The following is a 20,075-nucleotide window of genomic DNA, read 5'->3' on the forward strand; positions in this document are numbered from 1 at the left end:
TTTATCCATAAGCGCCAGAAGCTATCAAATCAGGAGCAATATCACAGGGCCGCTATGCAGTTGCAAGCGGCGGCATACAGGCTATTGCTGAATCACCCACACCAGAAGGCTCAAGCCCAATGCGCCCAGGGCGAGCGTGGCCAGTGTGAGGCGTTGATTGCGCTGGCGCAGGGCCTCGACGGCTTTGATGACCACCGCGTTCTGCTCGGCCAGGGACTGGATCAGCGCAGCAGAGTCCCGCTGCTCCTGCTCCAGTTGCGCCACACGGTCACGCAACTGCTGAAGCTGCACGGCATGGGGGGCGGGCGAGGTGTTGTCGTCACCGGTGGTCAGTGAACCTGATGCTGCAGGGTCGGCGCGGTCTGCGCCCGTTTTGCCCATCAGCTTCTTGGCAGCTTGCAGGATCTGGGGCGTGGCTTCAATGACATCGCCCCAGGGCACCAGCTTCAGCGCGGTCATCCACAACGCCATGGTCAGATGCCTTTGCTCAAAGCACTTCGCTGGCGAAATCCGCCAGGCGTGAGCGTTCGCCGCGCGCCAGCGTGATGTGCCCGCTGTGTGGCCAGCCCTTGAAGCGATCCACCGCGTAGGTCAGGCCCGACGAGCCTTCGGTCAGGTAGGGCGTGTCGATCTGCGCCAGGTTGCCCATGCAGATGATCTTGGTGCCGGGGCCCGCACGGGTGATGAGCGTCTTCATCTGCTTGGGCGTGAGGTTCTGCGCCTCGTCGATGATCACGTATTTGTTCAGGAAGGTGCGCCCGCGCATGAAGTTCATGCTCTTGATCTTGATGCGGCTGCGGATGAGCTCGTTGGTGGCGGCGCGGCCCCATTCGCCCGCGTTGCCGCCGTCGCCCTTGGCCAGGAATTCGAGGTTGTCGTCCAGTGCGCCCATCCAGGGGCCCATCTTTTCCTCTTCGGTGCCGGGCAAAAAGCCGATGTCCTCGCCCACGCTCACCGTGGCGCGGGTCATGATGATCTCGGTGTAGCGGCGGTCGTCCAGCACCTGGGTCAGGCCTGCGGCCAGGGCCAGCAGGGTCTTGCCGGTGCCGGCCGTGCCAGTCAGGGTCACGAAGTCGATCTCGGGGTCCATGAGCAGGTTCATGGCGTAGTTCTGCTCGCGGTTGCGTGTGGTCACGCCCCACACCGCGTTCTTGGCAGAGCCGTAGTCCTTGAGGGTCTGCAGCACGGCCGTCTTTTCGCGGATCTCGCTCACGCGCGCAAACAGGCTGGGCTCGCCGGGGGCCTCGAAGTACACGAACTGGTTGATCATCAGCTGCGGCACGATGGGGCCGCCGATGCGGTAGTAGGTGTGCGCGCCGCTTTGCCAGCTTTCCACGTTCTTGCCGCTCTTGGCCCAGAAGTCGGGCGGGAGGGCCAGCACGCCGGCGTACAGCAGGTCGCCGTCTTCCAGCGTCTTGTCGTTCTGGTAGTCCTCGGCCGAAAGGCCCAGGGCGCGCGCCTTCACGCGCATGTTGATGTCCTTGGACACCAACACGACCTCGCGGGGCGCATGCAGCTTGGACAAGGCCTCCAGCACTCCGAGGATCTGATTGTCGGCCTTGCCGGGCGGCAGGCTCGTGGGCAGGCTGTAGTTCAGCGGCGCGGTCTGGAAGTACAGGCAGCCGCCCGCCGCCTTCTGGCCGGTGGCATCCAGGCGCAGGCCCCGGGCCATGTCCGCCCCCTGGGTGGCCACGAGCGCGTCCAGCGTGCGGCTCGCCTGGCGGCCGTTGCGGGCGACTTCAGTCATGCCCTTCTTGTGGCCGTCCAGCTCCTCCAGCACGATCATGGGCAGGAAGATGTCGTGCTCTTCAAAGCGGAACAGGCTGGTGGGGTCGTGCAGCAGCACGTTGGTGTCCAGCACAAAAAGTTTGGTCGGGCCTTGGGATGCGGTCTTTTTGCTGCGCGTGGTGGACGGGTTGGGGGCTGCCTCGCTCGCTGCCGCAGGGGTGGCACTTTGGGTGCGCGCCTTGCGCGTGCTGGTGCTGCGTGCAGCGGGTGGTGCTACGGGCTCGGGGGTGCGGGCGCGCGTTTCCACCTGAACCGGCGGGGCCGTGCTCGGTGCTGTGGTGGTCGAGGCCACGCTGTCCGCCTTGCGCCCGGCGCGGGCTACGGGCGTTGCCCGCGAAGGAGCAGGTGCCGGTGCAGATGCCACGAGGGGCTCGTTGGCCGAAGGCTGCGCGACCCGGGGGCGGGCCGTGATTTCATAGGCTTCTGGCGCAAGGAGTGCAGCGCGCCGGCTGGGGGCGGGGGGCAGGGGCATGGTGGCAGGCCTCGGTCTGTAGAGGAAAAAAGGGGTCAGAAAGCAAAAAGCCGCCTGGAGGCCAAGGCGGCTTTTGGGAGGAGGGCAGGCATTGCGATAACCAGGGGCATAAAACCATTATGCCTACGACGGATGTCTTGCCCGGGCAAAACAGGCGTCGTGTCGCGCAGATGTCCCAATGTGCAGATCAGGCGGCCTTTTTAAGGGCCTTGATGGATTTGACGGCTTTGAGGACATCATCCACGTGGCCGGGCACCTTGAGGCCGCGCCACTCCTGCACCAGCAGGCCATCGGGGCCGACGAGGAAGGTGCTGCGCTCGATGCCCTTGACCTTCTTGCCGTACATGATCTTGTTCTTGACCACACCGAACATGTGGCACATTTTTTCTTCGGTGTCTGCGATGAGTTCAAAGGGCAGTTCGAGCTTTTCCTTGAAATCATCGTGCGACTTCATGTTGTCGCGGGACACGCCGAACACGGCGGCACCTGCCTTCACGAAATCCTTGTACTTGTCGCGAAACTGCATGGCCTCCGTGGTGCAGCCCGGCGTGTTGTCCTTGGGATAGAAGTAGAGAACCAGAATTTGGCCAAGGTGGGAGGTGTTGGAGACCTTGAGTCCACCGGTAGCGTTGGCTTCAAATTCAGGGAGGGGTTTGTTGACAACGATCGCCATATCACTTCAATCTCTCAGGATGTAGTCGTTGGTAAGCCGGGGGAGTGGGTGTGTTATTGCTCTTGGTGGTGCCCCCGACCGCAACCGGCGATTTTACCCCGATTTCACCCTTCGGCCAAATGTAAGACAGTGTGTCCGGCACGGAGAGCCGGGCATTCGGACGGTGTTTTGCCCAGGTTCCGCCACACGGCGGGGCGGCGCGTCAGGCTTCCAGAATCAGCGCAGCCACCACGTTGCGCCCTTCGCTGGCCAGGATGTTGTACGTGCGGCAGGCGGCCGGGGTGTCCATGGTTTCCAGCCCCAGCCGACGGGCGATGAGTGGGGCGAGCCACGCAGGTGGGGGAAACCGGTTGCGGGTGCCACTGCCAAAGATGACCAGCTCTGCCTCCAGGGTGGCCAGTTGCGCGAAGTGTTCGGGCGTCAGGTCTTCAAAGCGCGTGCAGGGCCAGGCCTGGCGCAACCCTGTGGAGCCGATGATGACGCTGTGCGTGATCTTCTCGGCGTCCACACCGATCCATCCGGGGCCATAACCGCTGATGGTTTGCGCGTTCGAACGGTCGGGCTGGAATTTCATGGGTGTTGGCGTGGGTTGCAGCCGCTGGCACTGCGTGGGGGCAGGGGCGCTGGGCCCGGGGGGCGCTTGGGATCTGTGGTCAAATTATAGGTTTCGCCGGGGCGCCAGCCGCTCTGGACGCCATCTGACCCCACAGCATCACCGTCAGCGCATGAAAACCGTCCAAAAATCCGCCAAGCTCGCCAACGTCTGCTACGACATCCGGGGGCCCATCATGGACGCGGCCAAGCAGATGGAGGAAGACGGCCACAAGATCATCAAGCTCAACATCGGCAATCTGGCGGTGTTCGGCTTTGATGCACCCGAAGAGATCCAGCTGGACATGATCCGCAACCTGCCCAACTCGGCCGGTTACTCGGACAGCAAGGGGATCTTCGCTGCACGCAAGGCGGTGATGCACGAGACGCAGAAGCAGGGCATCAAGGGCGTGATGCTGGACGACATCTACCTGGGCAACGGCGCCAGCGAGCTGATCGTGATGGCCACCAACGCGCTGCTGGACAACGGCGACGAGCTGCTCCTGCCCTCGCCCGACTACCCGCTGTGGACGGCCGCCGCCAGCCTGTCGGGCGGCACACCCGTGCATTACATCTGCGATGAAGCCAATGGCTGGATGCCCGATCTGGCCGACATCCGCGCCAAGATCACGCCCCGCACCAAGGGCATCGTGGTCATCAACCCCAACAACCCCACCGGCGCGCTGTATTCCGACGAGCTGCTCAAAGGCATCGTCGCCATTGCGCGCGAACATGGCCTGGTCATCTTCGCCGACGAGGTATACGACAAGGTGCTGTACGACGGCGCCAAGCACACGGCCATTGCATCCCTGAGCGAGGACGTGCTCACACTCACCTTCAACTCGCTGTCCAAAAGCTACCGTTCGTGTGGTTACCGCGCAGGCTGGCTGGTGGTGTCGGGCGACAAGAAACCCGCCCGGGACTACATCGAGGGCCTGAACATGCTCTCGAACATGCGCCTGTGTGCCAACGTGCCCGGGCAGTGGGCCGTGCAGACGGCGCTGGGCGGCTACCAGAGCATCAACGAACTGGTGGGTGAGGGCGGCCGCCTGCGCAAGCAGCGCGACCTGGCCTATGAGCTGATCACCGCCATCCCGGGTGTGACCTGCGTGAAGCCGCGCGCGGCCCTCTACATGTTCCCCCGCCTGGACCCGGCCGTGTACCCCATCGAGGACGACCAGCAGTTCTTCCTGCAGCTGCTGCAGGAGACCAAGGTCATGCTGGTGCAGGGCACGGGCTTCAACTGGGCCGCGCCGGATCACTTCCGCATCGTGTTCCTGCCACACGAAGACGACCTGCGCGATGCCATTGGCCGCGTGGCGCGCTTCCTTGAGCAATACCGCAAACGCTGCGGCACGGATGTGCGGCTGGTCGGCTGAAACTCATTTATTGATAGCTGGCAGCGCTTGATGGACAAGCGCTGTAGCCCATTTTGACTGGTAGAAATTCCATGAAACCCATCCAAGTAGGCCTTCTGGGCATTGGCACCGTTGGCAGCGGCGTGTTCAACGTGTTGCAACGCAACCAGGACGAAATCAGCCGCCGCGCCGGTCGTGGCATCGAGATCACCATGGTGGCCGATCTGGACGTTGAACGTGCCAGGTCGGTGGTGGGTGCTGGCATCCAGGTGGTCAATGACGCCCGCGCCATCATTGCCAACCCGGACATCGATATCGTCATCGAGCTCATCGGCGGCTATGGCATTGCGCGCGGCCTGGTGCTGGAGGCGATTGCCGCCGGCAAGCACGTGGTCACCGCCAACAAGGCGCTGCTGGCCGTGCATGGCACCGAAATCTTTGCCGCAGCCTCCGCCAAGGGCGTGATGGTGGCTTTTGAAGCCGCCGTGGCCGGTGGCATCCCCATCATCAAGGCGCTGCGCGAAGGCCTCACGGCCAACCGCATCCAGTGGATCGCCGGCATCATCAACGGCACCACCAACTTCATCCTGTCCGAGATGCGCAGCAAGGGCCTGGACTTCGATGTGGTGCTCAAGGAAGCCCAGCGCCTGGGCTACGCCGAGGCCGACCCCACCTTCGACATCGAAGGCGTGGACGCCGCGCACAAGGTCACCATCATGTCCGCCATTGCCTTCGGCATTCCCGTGCAGTTCGACAAGGCGTATGTGGAGGGCATCACCCAGCTCGGTGCCGCTGACATCAAGTACGCCGAGCAGCTGGGCTACCGCATCAAGCTGCTGGGCATCACCAAGCGCGCTGAAAAGGGGATCGAGCTGCGCGTGCACCCCAGCCTGGTGCCTTCCAAGCGCCTGATCGCCAATGTGGAAGGCGCGATGAATGCCGTGGTGGTGCAGGGCGATGCCGTGGGCACCACGCTGTACTACGGCAAGGGCGCGGGCAGCGAGCCCACCGCCAGCGCCGTCATTGCCGACCTGGTGGACATTGCCCGCCTGCACACGGCCGACCCCGAGCATCGCGTGCCGCACCTGGCCTTCCAGCCGAATACGCTGAGCGACGCCATGGATGCCCTGCCTGTGCTGCCCATGAGCGAAGTGGTCACCAGCTACTACCTGCGCCTGCGCGTGGCCGACCAGGCCGGCGTGCTGGCCAAGGTCACGGGCCTGCTGGCCGAGGCCGGCGTGAGCATCGACGCCGTGCTGCAGCGTGAGGCCGATGAAGTAGGGGGTGAAGGATCGACCCAGACCGACCTCATCATCCTGACCCACGACACCCGCGAAGGCACCATGGATACCGTCATCTCCCAGATGCAGGCGCTACCCACCGTGCTCGCGCCCATCACGCGCATCCGCAAGGAAGAGCTGAACTAGGGAAACGACAAAGCCATGCTGTACCTCTCCACACGCGGCCACGCCGACCGCAAACATTTCTGCGACATCCTGCTCGAAGGCCTGGCGCCCGACGGCGGCCTGTACCTGCCCGAGCACTACCCGCAGGTGAGCGACGCCATGCTGACAAAGCTGCGCAAGGCCTACCACGAGCAAGGCTACGCCGAGCTGGCCTTCCAGATCCTGTCGCTCTACATCGATGACATCCCCGCCGCCGACCTGAGGGCCCTGTGCGCCAAGACGTACACGGCCGAAGTGTTTGGCACCGGCGAGATCGTGCCCCTGCGCCACCTGGAAGACGGCCTGTGGCTCGAAGCCCTGTCCAACGGCCCCACGCTGGCTTTCAAGGACATGGCCATGCAGCTCTTGGGGAACCTGTTTGAGTACGAGCTCAAGCGCCGTGGCGAGCAGCTCAACATTTTGGGTGCCACCAGCGGCGACACCGGCAGCGCGGCCGAATACGCCATGCGTGGCAAAGAAGGCGTGCGCGTCTTCATGACCAGCCCGCACGGTCGCATGAGCGCCTTTCAGCAGGCGCAGATGTTCAGCCTGCAGGACGCCAACATCCACAACATTGCCATCGAAGGGGTGTTCGACGACTGCCAGGACATTGTCAAGGCCGTCAGCAACGACCTCGACTTCAAGCGCAAGTACAAGATTGGCACCGTCAACTCCATCAACTGGGCGCGCCTGCTGGCGCAGGTGGTGTACTACTTCGCGGGCTACATCCAGGCCACCGAGACCAACGACCAGAAGGTCAGCTTCACGGTGCCCAGCGGCAACTTTGGCAACGTGTGTGCGGGCCATGTGGCGCGCATGATGGGCCTGCCCATTGACAAGCTGGTGGTGGCCACGAACGAGAACGACGTGCTCGACGAGTTCTTCCGCACTGGCGCCTACCGCGTGCGCGCGGCTGCCGACACGCACGAGACATCGAGCCCCTCGATGGACATCAGCAAGGCGAGCAACTTCGAGCGGTTCATTTTTGACCTGCTGGGCCGCAACGGCCAGCGCACGAACGCGTTGTTTGCCAAAGCGCTCCCCGCCTATGGCCGGTTTGACTTGAGCGCCGAACCGCTGTTTGCCGAAGCCGCCACCAAATACGGTTTTGAAAGCGGCAAGAGCACCCACGCCGACCGGCTGGCCACCATCCGCGACACGTTCGAGCGCCACGGCGTCACCATCGATACCCACACTGCCGACGGCGTGAAGGTGGCGCGCGAGCACCACAGCGATGCCAAGGTGCCCATGATCGTGCTGGAGACCGCGCTGCCCATCAAGTTCGCCGAGACCATTGTCGAGGCCCTGGGTCATGCGCCCGAGCGGCCTTCCAGGTTTGCCGGCATTGAAGACCTGCCCAAACGCGTGCAGGTGATGCCGGCCGATGCAGCACTGGTCAAGGCCTACATCGAGCGCCACTGCGCCCCGGCTGTACTGGGCTAGTAGCGCCAAGGCCACCCACCCACCGTGCAGGGCGGCCGGTTTGATATGAAATATGCCCCTGGCGCTTATCTGGTATGCGCTAGCAGCTATAAAAGCAATAGCTACCCAAGGAGCAATGGATGAAAGTTGTAGGTTTTGCCGGCTTTTCCGGCAGTGGCAAGACCACGCTGGTCGAGCAGCTGATCCCCGAGCTGCGGCTGCGCGGGCTGCGTGTGTCGGTGGTCAAGCATGCCCACCACAGCTTTGATGTGGACCACCCCGGCAAGGACACCTACCGCCACCGCGAGGCGGGCGCCTTCGAGGTGGTCGCCGCATCCGACAAGCGCCTGATGCTGGTGCGCGAGTTCGAGCAGCCCGCCACGCTCAGCGTGCACCACCTGCTGGCCGAGCTGTACCAGGGCGTGGACTGGGTGCTGGTGGAGGGGTTCAAGGAGAGCGACCTGCTGAAGGTGGAAGTCTGGCGCGCCCCGGAGCCTGGCCAGACGGCCAAACCCCTGCGTTACCCTGACGACGATTTTGTGGTGGCCGTGGCCACCGATGCGCCCCAAGAGCTACCGCCCACGCAGTTGCCCATCCTCGATCTGAATGCACCCGCCCAGGTGGTGGACTGGCTGATCCAGTACGAGCACCGCTTTGAATACGACTGGGAGCTTCACGGAGGGCTGTTGCCGTGCGCCCCCCAATGAAGTCGCTCAAGCCGCTGGACGAGGCACTGGCCGACCTGCTGACCCGGGCCGTGCCCTTGGGCGATGCCGAGACCGTGACCAGCTTTGACGCCGATGGCCGCGTGCTGGCGCACGACTGCGTCTCGGCCCTGCAGGTGCCGCCCGAGGACAACAGCTCCATGGACGGCTACGCCGTGCGTTGTGCCGACGTGCCGTCTGCCGGTGTGGTGCTGCCGGTGTCGCAGCGCATTCCCGCCGGCAGTGCGGGCGATGCCCTGGCACCCGGCACGGCCGCGCGCATCTTCACCGGCGCGCCCGTGCCCGCAGGTGCCGATGCCATCCTGATGCAGGAAGACTGCGAGGCCGTGCCCGGCGCGGCCGATGGCCTGGGCCAGGTGCGCATCAACACCGTGCCCGGGCCGGGCCAGTGGATTCGCAGAGCAGGGGAGGACATCACCCGGGGGGCGGTGGTGCTTTCGGCTGGTACACGCCTCACACCGGCCGAGCTGGGCCTGGCCGCCAGCATTGGCCTGCACCAGTTGCAGGTGGCGCGCCGCCCGCGCGTGGCGCTGTTCTCCACGGGCGACGAACTCGTGATGCCCGGCGAGGTGCCGCCCGAGCAGATGCGGCCCGGTGCCATCTACAACAGCAACCGTTTCTTTCTGCGCGCCATGCTGCTGCGCCTGGGCTGCGAGGTGACCGACTTTGGCATCGTGCCCGACCGGCGCGAGGCCACCATCGACGCCCTGCGCACCGCCAGTGCTGCGCACGACCTCATCCTGACCAGTGGCGGCGTGAGCGTGGGCGAGGAAGACCACATCAAGCCCGCCGTGGAGGCGCTGGGTACGCTGGAGTTGTGGCAGCTGGCCATGAAGCCCGGCAAGCCCTTTGCGTACGGCCAGATCCCGCGCAGTGGAAACGATGACAGCGGTGCCGCGCACTTCATGGGGCTGCCCGGTAACCCGGTGTCGAGCTTTCTGACCTTTGCGCTGCTGGTGCGCCCGTTTGTGTTGCGCCTGCAGGGCGTGAAGGACGTTGCTCCTCAATCCATAGCTGCCCGCGCTGATTTCGCCTGGCCAAAAGCCGATAAACGCCGCGAATTTCTGCGCGTGCGCCACAACGCTGCCGACGGGCTGGACCTGTTCCACAACCAGAGCTCGGGCGTGCTCACCTCGGCCGCCTGGGGCGATGGTGTGGTGGACAACCCGGCCGGCCAGACCATTGCGGCCGGCGACACGGTGCGCTTCATCGCTTTTGCGGAGCTGCTGTCATGAAGATATCCGTCCGTTATTTCGCCTCCATCCGCGAGGCCATCGGCACCGGGCACGAGGCAGTGGACACGGCCGCGGCCACGCTGGGCGAGCTGCGCGATGAACTCATCGCCCGCGGTGGTGCGCACGCCAGCAGCCTTGCACGCGGCCGTGCCGTGCGCATGGCGCTCAACCAGACCCTGAGCGATGAATCCGCCGCCCTGGCCGATGGGGCCGAAGTGGCGTTTTTCCCGCCGGTCACAGGCGGTTAGTTTGAACGCCCCCTGAGTCGCCTGCGGCGCCTTCCCCCAAGGGGGACGACGCCCTCACTGCGGGGCGGCCCTTGCTCGGCGTCCCCCGCCTTTTGCCGCGCCAGTTTCACAGGTTGCGGTGGGCCATCCCCCTCGGCACATGGGCCTGCAGGCGCTGCTGCAGCGCCGCAGAGGCCGGCACCATCGGTGCGCGCAGCTCGTTGCGCATCCAGCCGGCCCGCGCCAGCACGGCCTTGAGCGGGGCGGGGTTGGGCTCCGCAAAACAGATTTCTATCCAGGGCTGCAAGGTCTGCCATAGGCGGCGGGCCTCAGGCAAATCGCCCACGCGCAGCAGTTCCATCAGCTCCACAAAACGCGGCGTCTGCCAGTGCGCGCTGGCGGCAATGGCGCCGTGCCCGCCCAGGGCCAGGGTGGTGAACATCTGCGCGTCTTCGCCCGCCAGCACGGCCAGGCGCCCGTCCGCGATCAGCGCCTGGGTCTTGGCGGTGTTGCCGCCGCAGTCCTTGATGGCACGGATGTGCGGGTGCCCGGCCAGGGCCAGCAGGGTCTCGGTGGCCAGCGTGGCGCCCGTGCGGTAGGGGATGTCATAGACCACCAGGGGCGCGGCGCTGGCATCGGCCAGGGTGCGGAACCACAGCAACAGGCCCTCTTGCGAGGGGCGGATGTAGTGCGGCGCGGGCACCAGCAGCCCGGCCAGTGGGTATTGCGCCAGGGCGTTCACCCATTCCACCGTCTGGCCCATGTGGTAGCCCGACAGGCCCATCACCACAGGCAGGCCCTGCGCAGCGCCGAGCACGGTCTCCAGCACGGCCAACTGCTCGGTTTTGTCGAGCGCGGCGGCCTCACCCGTGGAGCCACAGGCCACAAAGCCCGCGACGCCTTGCCGAGTCAGCGTGGTGGTTAACGCCGCGAGGGCAGGGTGGTCCACGGCGTCGTCCTTGAACGGCGTGACCAGGGGAATCCAGAGGCCCTGGAACGGGGTGGTGAGAGCGGGTGTTGAAGGCATGCGAGACGTCCTTGAGGTTCGACCGATGGAAGAACCGTCACAGGTGCGCGCACAGATTGCTGGGTGTCAAAAAGGGGGAGTTTTTGCCAAGGGGTTCCGTCGCTCATCCGGGACGGAACCACACAGCTCCGGTCAGATGAGCTGGGGTTTTTTGGCTTTGACCACGCACTGCAATGCCACCGCCGGTGCGGCGGGCATGGCAATAAGGGTGTGCGTGGGCATGGGGCGCAGTATAGCCAGGCCCTGGCTGGCGCGGCAAACGCGCTCAGCGCCCCGACGCTCCAAGTCCGACAGGCTCCTGGCGGGGTACCTCGTCCACCGGCACAGGTTGCGGGGCCATCAGCAAAGGGCATTGCCACGCCAGCAGCTCGGCCAGCCGGGTGACGACCCACGTTGCTTCGGCCACCGACACGCCCGATTCGGCCGTGCACAGCCCGGCATGGATGCGCTGCAGGATCTCGGTTTCAGACGGCGCCTGCACGTGGTAGAGCGTCTGCGCATGCTCCACCAGGTGGCCTGCCAGGTCTTCGCACAGCTCGTAGCGGGTGCGCACGGTGTCGGCCTTGTCCGTCAGGCGCCCCCGTGTGTCGGTGTACACGGCCATGAAGGAGGGGGGCACGTGGATCTGGTTGTCGTCGTCCATGGTGGGCTCAGTCGGGGGTGAACAGCCGCTCGAACCGGGCCTGGTCGGAGGCCAGCTCAAACGTCACCACCTGCCCCATCTTCATGTCCGACAGGCGGCAGGCGCCAAATAGCGTTGTTTTGCCTGCGAGTTCCATCACCTCCAGGTCAATGATCGCGTAGGGGTGGGGCACAAACACCTGGTGCTCGAAGACGTCGCGCACGGTGTTGCGCGGGGACGGGTAGAGCTTGTAGAGATCGGTCTGAATCGTTTGTGTGGCCATGGATTGAAAGGGCTTGGAAGATCGCGCACCGGATCGCATGCGGGTACAGTGCTGGCGAATCGTACAGACAAACGTTTTTATCCCTCTATGGCACGCAACAAAAGTGAATGGCCCGCCAAGGTACTGGCCCTGGTCAAGGGCGGCAATGTGAATGCTGCCATTGCGCAGATCAAGGTGGCTCCCACCGTGGGTGACGTCACGCGCCTGCAGGCACTGCTGGCGCAATTGCCCCCTTCGCCCGCACTGGCGCAGCTGAACAAGGTGGTGGAAGAAGAGCGCGCCCTGCTGGCGGCGCCGCGGCTGCACCGGTCGCCCTGACCAACTGCCTGTCTGAACACCACATGCCCCGCTGAGAAAACTTGCCATGACCTTGCCCCGCGTTTCCATCCAGACCGAGGACTTTGACCTCTCCACCGAAGTCGCTGCGCTGCGCCGTGAAAACAAAGGTATTGGCGCCGTGTGCAGCTTCATCGGCACGGTGCGTGACCGCAACGAGGGCGACCAGGTGTCCTCGATGGAGCTGGAGCACTACCCCGGCATGACCGAAAAATCCATCGAAGCCATGGTGGACGAGGCCTTCCGCCGTTTTGACATCTTCGGCGCGCGGGTGATTCACCGCGTGGGCCTGCTGCAGCCCCTGGACCAGATCGTGCTGGTGGCCGTCACCAGCGCCCACCGGGGCCAGAGCTTTCAGGCCTGTGAATTTTTGATGGACTACCTCAAGACCCAGGCGCCGTTCTGGAAGAAGGAAGAAACCCCCCAGGGTGCGCGCTGGGTGGATGCCCGCGTGAGCGACGACGCGGCGTTGGCGCGATGGGGCATCACCGCGACCAATGCCTGATGCCGCACCCCCTGGTGTGGGGTGTAAATATCGGTCAAATTGGCCTCTATCGCTTGCTGGTAAAGCGCGAGTAGCTACTAAATTAGTAGTATTCGGGTAAGGTGGCGCCGGGAGCGTTTGCTGACGCAGGTCAATCGGTGGGCAGGGGCAGTGTCTTGAAATCAGGCACACCCCGCCTCAAGTGCTCTGCAATTCGGAGGACATCCACATGCGTCTCGACAAATTCACCACCAAGTTCCAGGAAGCCCTGAGCGATGCACAAAGCATTGCGCTGGGCAATGACCACGCCTACATCGAGCCCGTGCACATGCTCGTGGCCATGCTCAAGCAGGACGACGGACCCAAGGCGCTGCTGCAGCGTGCGGGCGCCAATGTGCCCGGCCTGCTGGCAGCCGCCGAGGCGGCCGTCAAGCGCCTGCCCCAGGTGCAGGGCAACGACCAGGTGCAGGGCGGCCCCGAGCTGGGCCGTGTGCTGCAGGCCACCGAGAAGGAAGCCATCAAGCGCGGCGACCAGTTCATCGCCAGCGAGCTGTTCTTGCTGGCCGTGATCGACAGCAAGGGCGAGGCCGCCAAGATCGCCAAGGACAACGGCCTCACACGCAAGAGCCTGGAGGCCGCCATTGAAGCCGTGCGCGGCGGCCAGAAGATGGACAGCGCCGAGGCCGAAGGCCAGCGCGGTGCCCTGGCCAAATACTGCCTGGACCTGACCGAGCGCGCCCGGCTGGGCAAGCTCGACCCGGTGATCGGCCGCGACGATGAAATCCGCCGCGCCATCCAGGTGCTGCAGCGCCGCACCAAGAACAATCCCGTGCTGATTGGCGAGCCCGGCGTGGGCAAGACCGCCATCGTCGAAGGCCTGGCCCAGCGCATCGTGGCCGGTGAGGTGCCCGAGTCGCTCAAGAACAAGCGTGTGCTCTCGCTCGACATGGCCGCGTTGCTAGCCGGTGCCAAGTACCGCGGCGAATTTGAAGAGCGCCTGAAAAGCGTGCTGAACGAGCTGGCCAAGGACGAAGGCCAGACCATCGTCTTCATCGACGAGCTGCACACCATGGTGGGCGCTGGCAAGGGCGAGGGCGCGATGGACGCGGGCAACATGCTCAAGCCCGCGCTGGCGCGTGGCGAGCTGCACTGCGTGGGTGCCACCACGCTCGACGAATACCGCAAGTACATCGAAAAAGACGCTGCGCTGGAGCGGCGTTTCCAGAAAATCCTGGTGGGTGAGCCCAGCGTGGAGGCCACCATCGCCATCCTGCGCGGCCTGCAGGAGAAGTACGAAGTGCACCATGGCGTGGACATCACCGACCCGGCCATCGTGGCTGCGGCCGAGCTGAGCCACCGCTACATCACTGACCGCTTTCTGCCCGACAAGGCGATTGACCTCATCGACGAGGCGGCGTCCAAGATCAAGATCGAGATGGACTCCAAGCCCGAGGTGATGGACCGCCTGGACCGCCGCCTGATCCAGCTGCAGATCGAGCGCGAAGCGGTGCGCCGCGAGAAGGACGAGTCCTCACAAAAGCGCTTTGCGCTCATTGAGGAAGAGATCACCAAGCTGCAAAAGGAAATCGCCGACTACGACGAGATCTGGCAGTCCGAAAAAGCCCAGGCGCAGGGCAGCGCCCATGTGCGCGAGGCCATCGACAAGCTCAAGTTCCAGATCGAAGAGTTCACCCGCAAGGGCGACTTCAACAAGGTGGCCGAGCTGCAATACGGCAAGCTGCCGGACCTGGAAAAGCAGCTGAAAGAAGCGCAGGCGCAAGAGGCCGGCAAGGACGGCGCCCCCGCCACGCGCCGCCTGCTGCGCACGCAAGTGGGTGCCGAAGAAATCGCCGAGGTGGTGAGCCGCGCCACGGGCATCCCCGTGGCCAAGATGATGCAGGGCGAAAAAGACAAGCTCCTGCAGATGGAGGCCAAGCTGCACGAGCGCGTGGTGGGCCAGCAGGAGGCGATTGCCGCCGTGGCCAACGCCATCCGCCGCTCGCGCTCGGGCCTGAGTGACCCGAACCGGCCCACGGGCTCGTTCCTGTTCCTCGGCCCCACGGGCGTGGGCAAGACCGAGCTGTGCAAGGCGCTGGCGGGCTTTTTGTTCGACAGCGAAGACCACCTGATCCGCATCGACATGAGCGAGTTCATGGAAAAGCACAGCGTTGCGCGCTTGATTGGCGCGCCCCCGGGCTATGTGGGCTATGAAGAAGGCGGCTACCTCACCGAAGCCGTGCGCCGCAAGCCCTACAGCGTGCTGCTGCTCGACGAGGTGGAAAAGGCCCACCCCGACGTGTTCAATGTACTGCTGCAGGTGCTGGACGATGGCCGCCTGACGGACGGACAGGGCCGCACCGTGGACTTCAAGAACACGGTGATCGTGATGACGAGCAACATCGGCTCGCACCTGATCCAGGCCATGGTGGGGCAGGACTCGGACGACATCAAGGAAGCGGTGTGGGGTGAGCTCAAGAACCACTTCCGGCCCGAGTTTTTGAACCGCATCGACGAGACCGTGGTGTTCCACGCGCTGGATGCGCAGCACATTGCCTCGATCGCCAAGATCCAGCTGCAGTTGCTGCAAACCCGGCTGGCGAAGATGGATTTGGAATTGCAGGTGTCCGACGCTGCCTTGGCAGAATTGGCCAAGGTGGGGTTCGACCCGGTGTTTGGTGCGCGGCCGCTCAAGCGGGCGATCCAGCAGCGCATTGAGAACCCGCTGTCCAAGCTGCTGCTTGAGGGCCAGTTCCCGCCCAAGAGCGTGATCGCTGTGAGCGTGAACCCGGTGCTGGAACCGGGGGTGTTCCAGTTCAGCGCCGCGCCGCAGGGCTGACCGGGGCCGGGGAAAAGGGGCGAACCCCTTTTCCCTTGCCCGAATGTGAAGGAGAGGTGTCGTTTGAATGAATTTGTTGCGGGCGTCCTGCGCCTGTTGCTGCGGGTCGTAGTCATTGCCATGGGGCTGGTGTTGTTTGCCAGTCTGCTGGTGGCTGTGATGGTGCTGGCGCTGGTGTGGTCGCTGCGGGCGGCCTGGGCTCGCATCACGGGCCGGCCCGTCACCCCGTGGGTGATGCGCATGGACCCCCGCACGGGCTTTCACACCGTGTTCCGCTCCACCGAACGCTGGACAACTGCCCGCCCGCGCTCGGCTGACGCAGCGCATGACGCCACCGACGAGGCTGCAGCGTCGCGCCGGGGTGGCGTGCTGCCGGGCGCCGCCGAGGTGACTGACGTCGAGGCGCGTGAAGTGCGTTGAGCGCCGACCTCCCCTCACAAACCCCTTCGCTGCACGTTCTGCCCGCGACACGATGCCCGGGGTGTCTTCTATGATCCGGGCATGACACCAGCCGATATCCACGCCCACTTCGATCTCCAGCGCCAGGCCAGCCGCGCCCATGTGGATGTGCCACTGCTCGTGCGCCGCGAGCGTCTCCTGCGCATCTCCAAAATGCTGGACGAGCACGGCGCCGTGCTGGCGGCCGCGGTGCAGGCAGACTTCGGCATGCGGTCGCCGCGCCTCACGGAAGTGGCTGATTTTTTCGTTCTGCGCACGCTGCTCTCGCACACGCTGAGCCATCTGGCGAAGTGGATGAAACCCCGCAAGGTGCGAACGCCCCTTTACCTGCAACCCGCGCATGCGTTCATCCAGCGCCAGCCGCTGGGCGTGGTGGGGGTGATTTCACCGTGGAACTACCCGGTGCAGCTCGCCCTGGCGCCCGCCATCACCGCGCTGGCAGCCGGCAACCGCGTGATGCTCAAGCCCAGCGAGTTGACACCCCACACCTCGGCCCAGCTGGCGTTGCTGGTGGCGCAGTTTTTTGCACCCGACGAGTTCTGCGTGGTGCAGGGCGACGCCAACCTGGCGGCCCTGTTTGCCTCGCTGCCATTCGATCATCTGGTGTTTACCGGCTCCACCGCCGTGGGCCGCAAGGTGGCGCAGGCGGCGGCGCAAAACCTCACGCCCACCACGCTGGAGCTGGGCGGCAAGTCGCCCTGCATCATCGACGGCCACTGCGACATGCAGGACGCCGCCCTCAAGATTGCGCACGGCAAGCTGATCAACGCGGGGCAAACCTGCATTGCCCCCGACTACGTGCTGCTGCCGCGTGGCCGCGAGGGCGAGTTTGCGCAGGCCTACCGGGCTGCGGTGTCGCGCCTGTTCCCCACCATCGAGGGCAATGCCGACTACGCCTCCATCATCACGCCGCGCCACCACGCACGGCTGCGCACCATGCTGCAGCAGGCGCAGACGCAGGGCGCGGAGGTGCAGACCATCGACCCGGCTGCAGGCAAGCCCGCAGCCAGCACGGTGGGCACGCTGGGCGACGGCGCCAGCCGCCAGATGCTGCCCACCCTCGTGTTCGGCGCCACGTCGCAAATGCAGCTGATGCAGGAAGAGATCTTTGGTCCCATCCTCCCGGTGATCTCGTACGAGCGGCTGGACGACGCGGTTGCCCACATCAACGCCGAGCCCCGTCCCCTGGCGCTGTACTGGTTCGGCCAGAGCGAGTCGGTGCGCGACGACGTGCTTCGCCGCACCGTGAGCGGGGGTGTCACCGTGAACGACACCCTCATGCACATCGCCCATGACAACCTGCCCTTTGGCGGTGTGGGCGACAGTGGCTGGGGCGCCTACCATGGCGAGCAGGGCTTTCTGCGCTTTTGCCACCAGAAGTCGGTGCTGGTGCAATCGCGCTGGGCCATGGGCTCGCTGTTCTACCCCCCCTATGGCGCCCGGTTCGACCAGGTCATGGGGCTGCTGCGGCGCTGGCTGTAGGCGCGGGGTTGCCCAGCGTGGGCTGCGCCATGAGCTGGACCATGGCATTGCGCAATTGCCCGGTGGACACCGGCTTGTGCAGCAGCAGCGCGGAGGTGGATTGCGCATCGCGCAGGCGCTGGGGCGAGGTGTCGCCGGTCAGGATGATGGCAGGTACCGGCGTGCCCAGGTAGGCGCGCAGGGCCTGCAGCACCTGCTTGCCGGTCTCTTCGTGGCGCAGCCGGAAGTCGGTGATGATGATGTCCGGCGTGATGTCGTCCAGGCACTCCAGTGCATCGGCGCTGGATTCTGCGGTGATGCACTGGCAGCCCCAGCTGTGCAGCAGCGACTGCATGCCCGTGCGCACGGCTTCGTCATCGTCGATCGCCAGCACCTTCAGGCCGCTAAGGCTTCTCGCATCGGGTGCCGTGGTGGTGTCGTCCTCCAGCGCGCCCTGCCAACGGTCGAGCCACAGCCGGAACACCGAGCCCCGGCCTGGCTGGGACAGCACCTCCACTGACGTCTTCATCTCCCGCGCCAGGCGCTGAACAATCGCCAGGCCCAGCCCCAGGCCCTTGCGGCGGTCGCGTTCGGGGTTTCCGAGCTGGTGAAACTCCTTGAAGATGTTGTCCCACTGGCTTTGCGGAATGCCGGCGCCGGTGTCCCACACTTCCAGGGCAAGGCGTTTGCCGCGCGTGCGGCAGGCGATCAGCACGCCGCCCCTGGCGGTGTAGCGCAGCGCGTTGGAGATGAAGTTGTGCATCACCAGCCCGACCAGCGAGCGGTCGGCAAACGCGGCGGCCGATGTCTCGCGGGTGCGGTACACGAGGCCAGCGGTGTCCGCCTGCACACCGAATTCCTGCTCCAGCGCCGTCAGCAGGGGCTGCACGGCGAAGGCATCGGGCCGCACCTTCACCACGCCCGCTTCAAGCCGCGAGTAGTCGAGCAGGGTGGTCAGCATTTCGGCGGCCGCGCCCGATGCGGCATGGGCGTGCCCCAGCACCGTGCGCTGGTGGTCGTTCAGGGGGCTGCGCTGCAGTGACTCCAGAAACAGTCCCATCGCATGCAGCGGCTGGCGCAAATCATGGCTGGCGGCTGCCAGAAAGCGGGATTTGTCGCGGTCGGCCTGTTCAGCCGCTTCCTGTGCGGCCAGCGCGCGTTGCGATTCGGCACGCAGCTGGTTGACCAGCCGGTCGTTCTCCAGCTTGAGTGCAATGCTGCGGCGGGTGGCCCGGTCTGCCGTGCGCGCCTGCAGGCCGGTCAGCGCGAAGTACACGCTGGTGAGGAAAAGCGCAGGCCACATCACGGGCCCGCCCGCCAGGGCCACTGCCACCATCACCCCGCCCACTGCACTGCCAAGGTACGTGACGTACGCCCTGTACAGCGGCGCGCCCAGCCCCAGGGCACCCGATGACACGGTGCTCACGATGCCGATGGCGTAAATGACGCTTTCCGGGCTGCCCCAGTAGAGCACCACATAGCCCAGGCTCCCCCAGCTCAGCCCCATGGCGGCCATGCAGGCGATCAGCTTGCGCGCCGCCTGCCGCGCCGGGTCGGCAAAAGGCGCAATGCTGCGCACGGTGAGATACACCCCGGCCACCACCAGCGCGTGTGCCACCAGCCACACGGTGACGGCCTCTGGCTGGGTCACCCGCGCCATGACCCACAGCGTACCCAGCGCAGTGGCCAGCGAGGCCAGCAGCGTCATGGGGAAGTTCTGCCGCAGCAAGGCCACCTGCTCGCGCAGCACCTCGTCGCGCTCCCACACCGGCCATCCCCAGCGCGTGGGGGGCTGCACGGCATCCGACCCTGGCGGCAGTGCCTCAGAGGGGGTCATGGAGCTGGGGGGTGGACAGGCCCAGGCGCTGGGCCGCCAGCAAGGCGGCGCTGCGGCTGTTGACGCCCAGTTGCGCAAAGATGGCCGCCACATGCACCCGCACGGTGTTCTCGCTCAGCCCCAGGTCGCGCGCAATGACCTTGTTGGGCTTGCCGGTGCACAGGTGCGACAGCACATCCAGCTGCCGCGCGGTGAGCGACGGGGTGTCCGGCCCGCGCGTGGTGGCGCTGTTGCCGCTGTTGATCGGAAAGCAAGGCTGGCCCGCCAGGGCGCAGCTGATGGCCTCCAGGATGTCTTCGGCGCTCGCGGACTTGGGCAGAAAGCCATCGGCGCCGCGCACGCGTGCCTCATGGATCGCATCCGGTGCCACGCTGGCCGATACCAGCACGATGCGCGCCCGGGGGCAGGCCTGGCGCAACAGGCGCAGGCCGTCCAGGCCACTCATGCCCGGCAGCTGGATGTCCAGCAACACCAGGTCGGCATCGGCCATCTCCAGCGCGCAGGCTTCGGCGATGGAGCCTGCCTCGGCAATCGAGCCTACCCGGGGGTGGTCCTGCACGATCAGGCGAAGCCCGGTACGGAACAGATTGTGGTCGTCCACAAGCAAAAGGCGGGCAGTCATGCACCAAGTATTGCGCACAACGCCGTGTTGCGGACTAGTCCATTTGTGCGATGGACGCAGCTTGGCTCACTTTCTAGACTTTCCGTCAAGCATTGAAATGCACCTGGAACAGGTCCCGGGGCGTGGCAATGCGCAAGCCTTCCGGTTCTGTTTTCTTGCTATTCAAAGGTGT

20 protein-coding genes are annotated in these 20,075 nt (G+C 65.3%); 11 read left to right on the forward strand and 9 right to left on the reverse strand.

What is annotated here, in order from left to right; all coding sequences use genetic code 11:
• Positions 1-81 precede the first annotated feature (81 nt).
• The 4 genes from KYG_RS17700 to KYG_RS17715 all read right to left on the reverse strand — a co-directional run bounded on the left by KYG_RS17700 (position 82) and on the right by KYG_RS17715 (position 3,507).
• Positions 82-471 carry a hypothetical protein gene (locus KYG_RS17700; RefSeq protein WP_008906304.1) on the reverse strand — a complete coding sequence of 130 codons (390 nt, stop codon included), beginning with the start codon at positions 469-471 and terminating at the stop codon, positions 82-84.
• A 16-nt stretch (positions 472-487) separates the two neighbouring features.
• Entirely contained in the window at positions 488-2,260 is a 1,773-nt protein-coding gene (locus KYG_RS17705) for a PhoH family protein (RefSeq protein ID WP_008906305.1), read from the reverse strand.
• Positions 2,261-2,447: 187 nt separating this feature from the next.
• Complete coding sequence (locus KYG_RS17710) at positions 2,448-2,933, reverse strand: peroxiredoxin (RefSeq protein ID WP_008906306.1); 486 nt, start codon at positions 2,931-2,933, stop codon at positions 2,448-2,450.
• Between the two features lie 202 nt (positions 2,934-3,135).
• A complete protein-coding gene (locus tag KYG_RS17715) occupies positions 3,136-3,507 on the reverse strand; it encodes an Mth938-like domain-containing protein (RefSeq protein WP_008906307.1) in 372 nt (123 codons plus the stop codon).
• A 151-nt stretch (positions 3,508-3,658) separates the two neighbouring features.
• Between KYG_RS17715 and KYG_RS17720 the strand changes: the two genes are divergently transcribed.
• The 6 genes from KYG_RS17720 to moaD all read left to right on the forward strand — a co-directional run bounded on the left by KYG_RS17720 (position 3,659) and on the right by moaD (position 9,957).
• Entirely contained in the window at positions 3,659-4,903 is a 1,245-nt protein-coding gene (locus tag KYG_RS17720; RefSeq protein WP_008906308.1) for a pyridoxal phosphate-dependent aminotransferase, read from the forward strand.
• Between the two features lie 71 nt (positions 4,904-4,974).
• Positions 4,975-6,309 (forward strand): homoserine dehydrogenase, encoded by a 1,335-nt coding sequence (locus KYG_RS17725; protein WP_008906309.1) that lies wholly within the window; start codon positions 4,975-4,977, stop codon positions 6,307-6,309.
• A 15-nt stretch (positions 6,310-6,324) separates the two neighbouring features.
• A complete protein-coding gene (gene thrC / locus KYG_RS17730) occupies positions 6,325-7,770 on the forward strand; it encodes a threonine synthase (RefSeq protein ID WP_008906310.1) in 1,446 nt (481 codons plus the stop codon).
• Between the two features lie 119 nt (positions 7,771-7,889).
• Complete coding sequence (mobB, locus tag KYG_RS17735) at positions 7,890-8,456, forward strand: molybdopterin-guanine dinucleotide biosynthesis protein B (protein WP_008906311.1); 567 nt, start codon at positions 7,890-7,892, stop codon at positions 8,454-8,456.
• Positions 8,453-9,709 (forward strand): gephyrin-like molybdotransferase Glp, encoded by a 1,257-nt coding sequence (glp, locus tag KYG_RS17740; RefSeq protein WP_008906312.1) that lies wholly within the window; start codon positions 8,453-8,455, stop codon positions 9,707-9,709. Before mobB ends, glp begins: the two co-directional genes overlap by 4 nt.
• On the forward strand, positions 9,706-9,957 hold the full coding sequence (gene moaD, locus KYG_RS17745) for a molybdopterin converting factor subunit 1 (protein WP_008906313.1): 252 nt from the start codon (positions 9,706-9,708) through the stop codon (positions 9,955-9,957). Before glp ends, moaD begins: the two co-directional genes overlap by 4 nt.
• 106 nt (positions 9,958-10,063) lie before the next feature.
• Here the strand turns inward: moaD and dapA are convergent, their stop codons facing one another.
• From dapA to KYG_RS17760, 3 genes are all read right to left on the reverse strand, one after another.
• Positions 10,064-10,963 (reverse strand): 4-hydroxy-tetrahydrodipicolinate synthase, encoded by a 900-nt coding sequence (dapA, locus tag KYG_RS17750; protein WP_008906314.1) that lies wholly within the window; start codon positions 10,961-10,963, stop codon positions 10,064-10,066.
• A 265-nt stretch (positions 10,964-11,228) separates the two neighbouring features.
• The gene (locus tag KYG_RS17755) at positions 11,229-11,606 is read right to left on the reverse strand and encodes a hypothetical protein (RefSeq protein WP_008906316.1); all 378 of its coding nucleotides are present in this window, start codon (positions 11,604-11,606) and stop codon (positions 11,229-11,231) included.
• 7 nt (positions 11,607-11,613) lie between these two features.
• Positions 11,614-11,868 carry a hypothetical protein gene (locus tag KYG_RS17760; protein ID WP_008906317.1) on the reverse strand — a complete coding sequence of 85 codons (255 nt, stop codon included), beginning with the start codon at positions 11,866-11,868 and terminating at the stop codon, positions 11,614-11,616.
• Between the two features lie 87 nt (positions 11,869-11,955).
• Between KYG_RS17760 and KYG_RS17765 the strand changes: the two genes are divergently transcribed.
• From KYG_RS17765 to KYG_RS17785, 5 genes are all read left to right on the forward strand, one after another.
• Positions 11,956-12,186 (forward strand): hypothetical protein, encoded by a 231-nt coding sequence (locus tag KYG_RS17765; protein WP_008906318.1) that lies wholly within the window; start codon positions 11,956-11,958, stop codon positions 12,184-12,186.
• A gap of 46 nt (positions 12,187-12,232) precedes the next feature.
• Positions 12,233-12,709 (forward strand): molybdenum cofactor biosynthesis protein MoaE, encoded by a 477-nt coding sequence (locus KYG_RS17770; protein WP_008906319.1) that lies wholly within the window; start codon positions 12,233-12,235, stop codon positions 12,707-12,709.
• A 208-nt stretch (positions 12,710-12,917) separates the two neighbouring features.
• Positions 12,918-15,524, forward strand: coding sequence for an ATP-dependent chaperone ClpB (clpB, locus tag KYG_RS17775; protein ID WP_008906320.1), 2,607 nt, complete (start codon positions 12,918-12,920; stop codon positions 15,522-15,524).
• A gap of 63 nt (positions 15,525-15,587) precedes the next feature.
• On the forward strand, positions 15,588-15,944 hold the full coding sequence (locus KYG_RS17780) for a hypothetical protein (protein WP_008906321.1): 357 nt from the start codon (positions 15,588-15,590) through the stop codon (positions 15,942-15,944).
• An 81-nt stretch (positions 15,945-16,025) separates the two neighbouring features.
• Complete coding sequence (locus KYG_RS17785) at positions 16,026-17,465, forward strand: coniferyl aldehyde dehydrogenase (protein ID WP_008906322.1); 1,440 nt, start codon at positions 16,026-16,028, stop codon at positions 17,463-17,465.
• Here the strand turns inward: KYG_RS17785 and KYG_RS17790 are convergent.
• Both KYG_RS17790 and KYG_RS17795 read right to left on the reverse strand, forming a co-directional pair.
• Entirely contained in the window at positions 17,437-19,281 is a 1,845-nt protein-coding gene (locus KYG_RS17790) for a hybrid sensor histidine kinase/response regulator (protein ID WP_008906323.1), read from the reverse strand. The two genes, KYG_RS17785 and KYG_RS17790, sit on opposite strands and share 29 nt — an antisense overlap.
• Entirely contained in the window at positions 19,268-19,903 is a 636-nt protein-coding gene (locus KYG_RS17795; protein ID WP_008906324.1) for a response regulator transcription factor, read from the reverse strand. The genes KYG_RS17790 and KYG_RS17795 overlap by 14 nt, the downstream gene beginning before the upstream one ends.
• Positions 19,904-20,075 lie beyond the last annotated feature (172 nt).

It is taken from the genome of Acidovorax sp. NO-1, from assembly GCF_000238595.1.
Taxonomy (GTDB): Bacteria; Pseudomonadota; Gammaproteobacteria; order Burkholderiales; family Burkholderiaceae_C; genus Acidovorax.

Bases quoted from the DNA above. Each gene is read 5' to 3' on its own strand.
- KYG_RS17700 (WP_008906304.1), bottom strand. From the start codon at position 471: ATGGCGTTGTGGATGACCGCGCTGAAGCTGGTGCCCTGGGGCGATGTC.
- KYG_RS17705 (WP_008906305.1), bottom strand. From the start codon at position 2,260: ATGCCCCTGCCCCCCGCCCCCAGCCGGCGCGCTGCACTCCTTGCGCCA.
- KYG_RS17710 (WP_008906306.1), bottom strand. From the start codon at position 2,933: ATGGCGATCGTTGTCAACAAACCCCTCCCTGAATTTGAAGCCAACGCT.
- KYG_RS17715 (WP_008906307.1), bottom strand. From the start codon at position 3,507: ATGAAATTCCAGCCCGACCGTTCGAACGCGCAAACCATCAGCGGTTAT.
- KYG_RS17720 (WP_008906308.1), top strand. From the start codon at position 3,659: ATGAAAACCGTCCAAAAATCCGCCAAGCTCGCCAACGTCTGCTACGAC.
- KYG_RS17725 (WP_008906309.1), top strand. From the start codon at position 4,975: ATGAAACCCATCCAAGTAGGCCTTCTGGGCATTGGCACCGTTGGCAGC.
- thrC (WP_008906310.1), top strand. From the start codon at position 6,325: ATGCTGTACCTCTCCACACGCGGCCACGCCGACCGCAAACATTTCTGC.
- mobB (WP_008906311.1), top strand. From the start codon at position 7,890: ATGAAAGTTGTAGGTTTTGCCGGCTTTTCCGGCAGTGGCAAGACCACG.
- glp (WP_008906312.1), top strand. From the start codon at position 8,453: ATGAAGTCGCTCAAGCCGCTGGACGAGGCACTGGCCGACCTGCTGACC.
- moaD (WP_008906313.1), top strand. From the start codon at position 9,706: ATGAAGATATCCGTCCGTTATTTCGCCTCCATCCGCGAGGCCATCGGC.
- dapA (WP_008906314.1), bottom strand. From the start codon at position 10,963: ATGCCTTCAACACCCGCTCTCACCACCCCGTTCCAGGGCCTCTGGATT.
- KYG_RS17755 (WP_008906316.1), bottom strand. From the start codon at position 11,606: ATGGACGACGACAACCAGATCCACGTGCCCCCCTCCTTCATGGCCGTG.
- KYG_RS17760 (WP_008906317.1), bottom strand. From the start codon at position 11,868: ATGGCCACACAAACGATTCAGACCGATCTCTACAAGCTCTACCCGTCC.
- KYG_RS17765 (WP_008906318.1), top strand. From the start codon at position 11,956: ATGGCACGCAACAAAAGTGAATGGCCCGCCAAGGTACTGGCCCTGGTC.
- KYG_RS17770 (WP_008906319.1), top strand. From the start codon at position 12,233: ATGACCTTGCCCCGCGTTTCCATCCAGACCGAGGACTTTGACCTCTCC.
- clpB (WP_008906320.1), top strand. From the start codon at position 12,918: ATGCGTCTCGACAAATTCACCACCAAGTTCCAGGAAGCCCTGAGCGAT.
- KYG_RS17785 (WP_008906322.1), top strand. From the start codon at position 16,026: ATGACACCAGCCGATATCCACGCCCACTTCGATCTCCAGCGCCAGGCC.
- KYG_RS17790 (WP_008906323.1), bottom strand. From the start codon at position 19,281: ATGACCCCCTCTGAGGCACTGCCGCCAGGGTCGGATGCCGTGCAGCCC.
- KYG_RS17795 (WP_008906324.1), bottom strand. From the start codon at position 19,903: ATGACTGCCCGCCTTTTGCTTGTGGACGACCACAATCTGTTCCGTACC.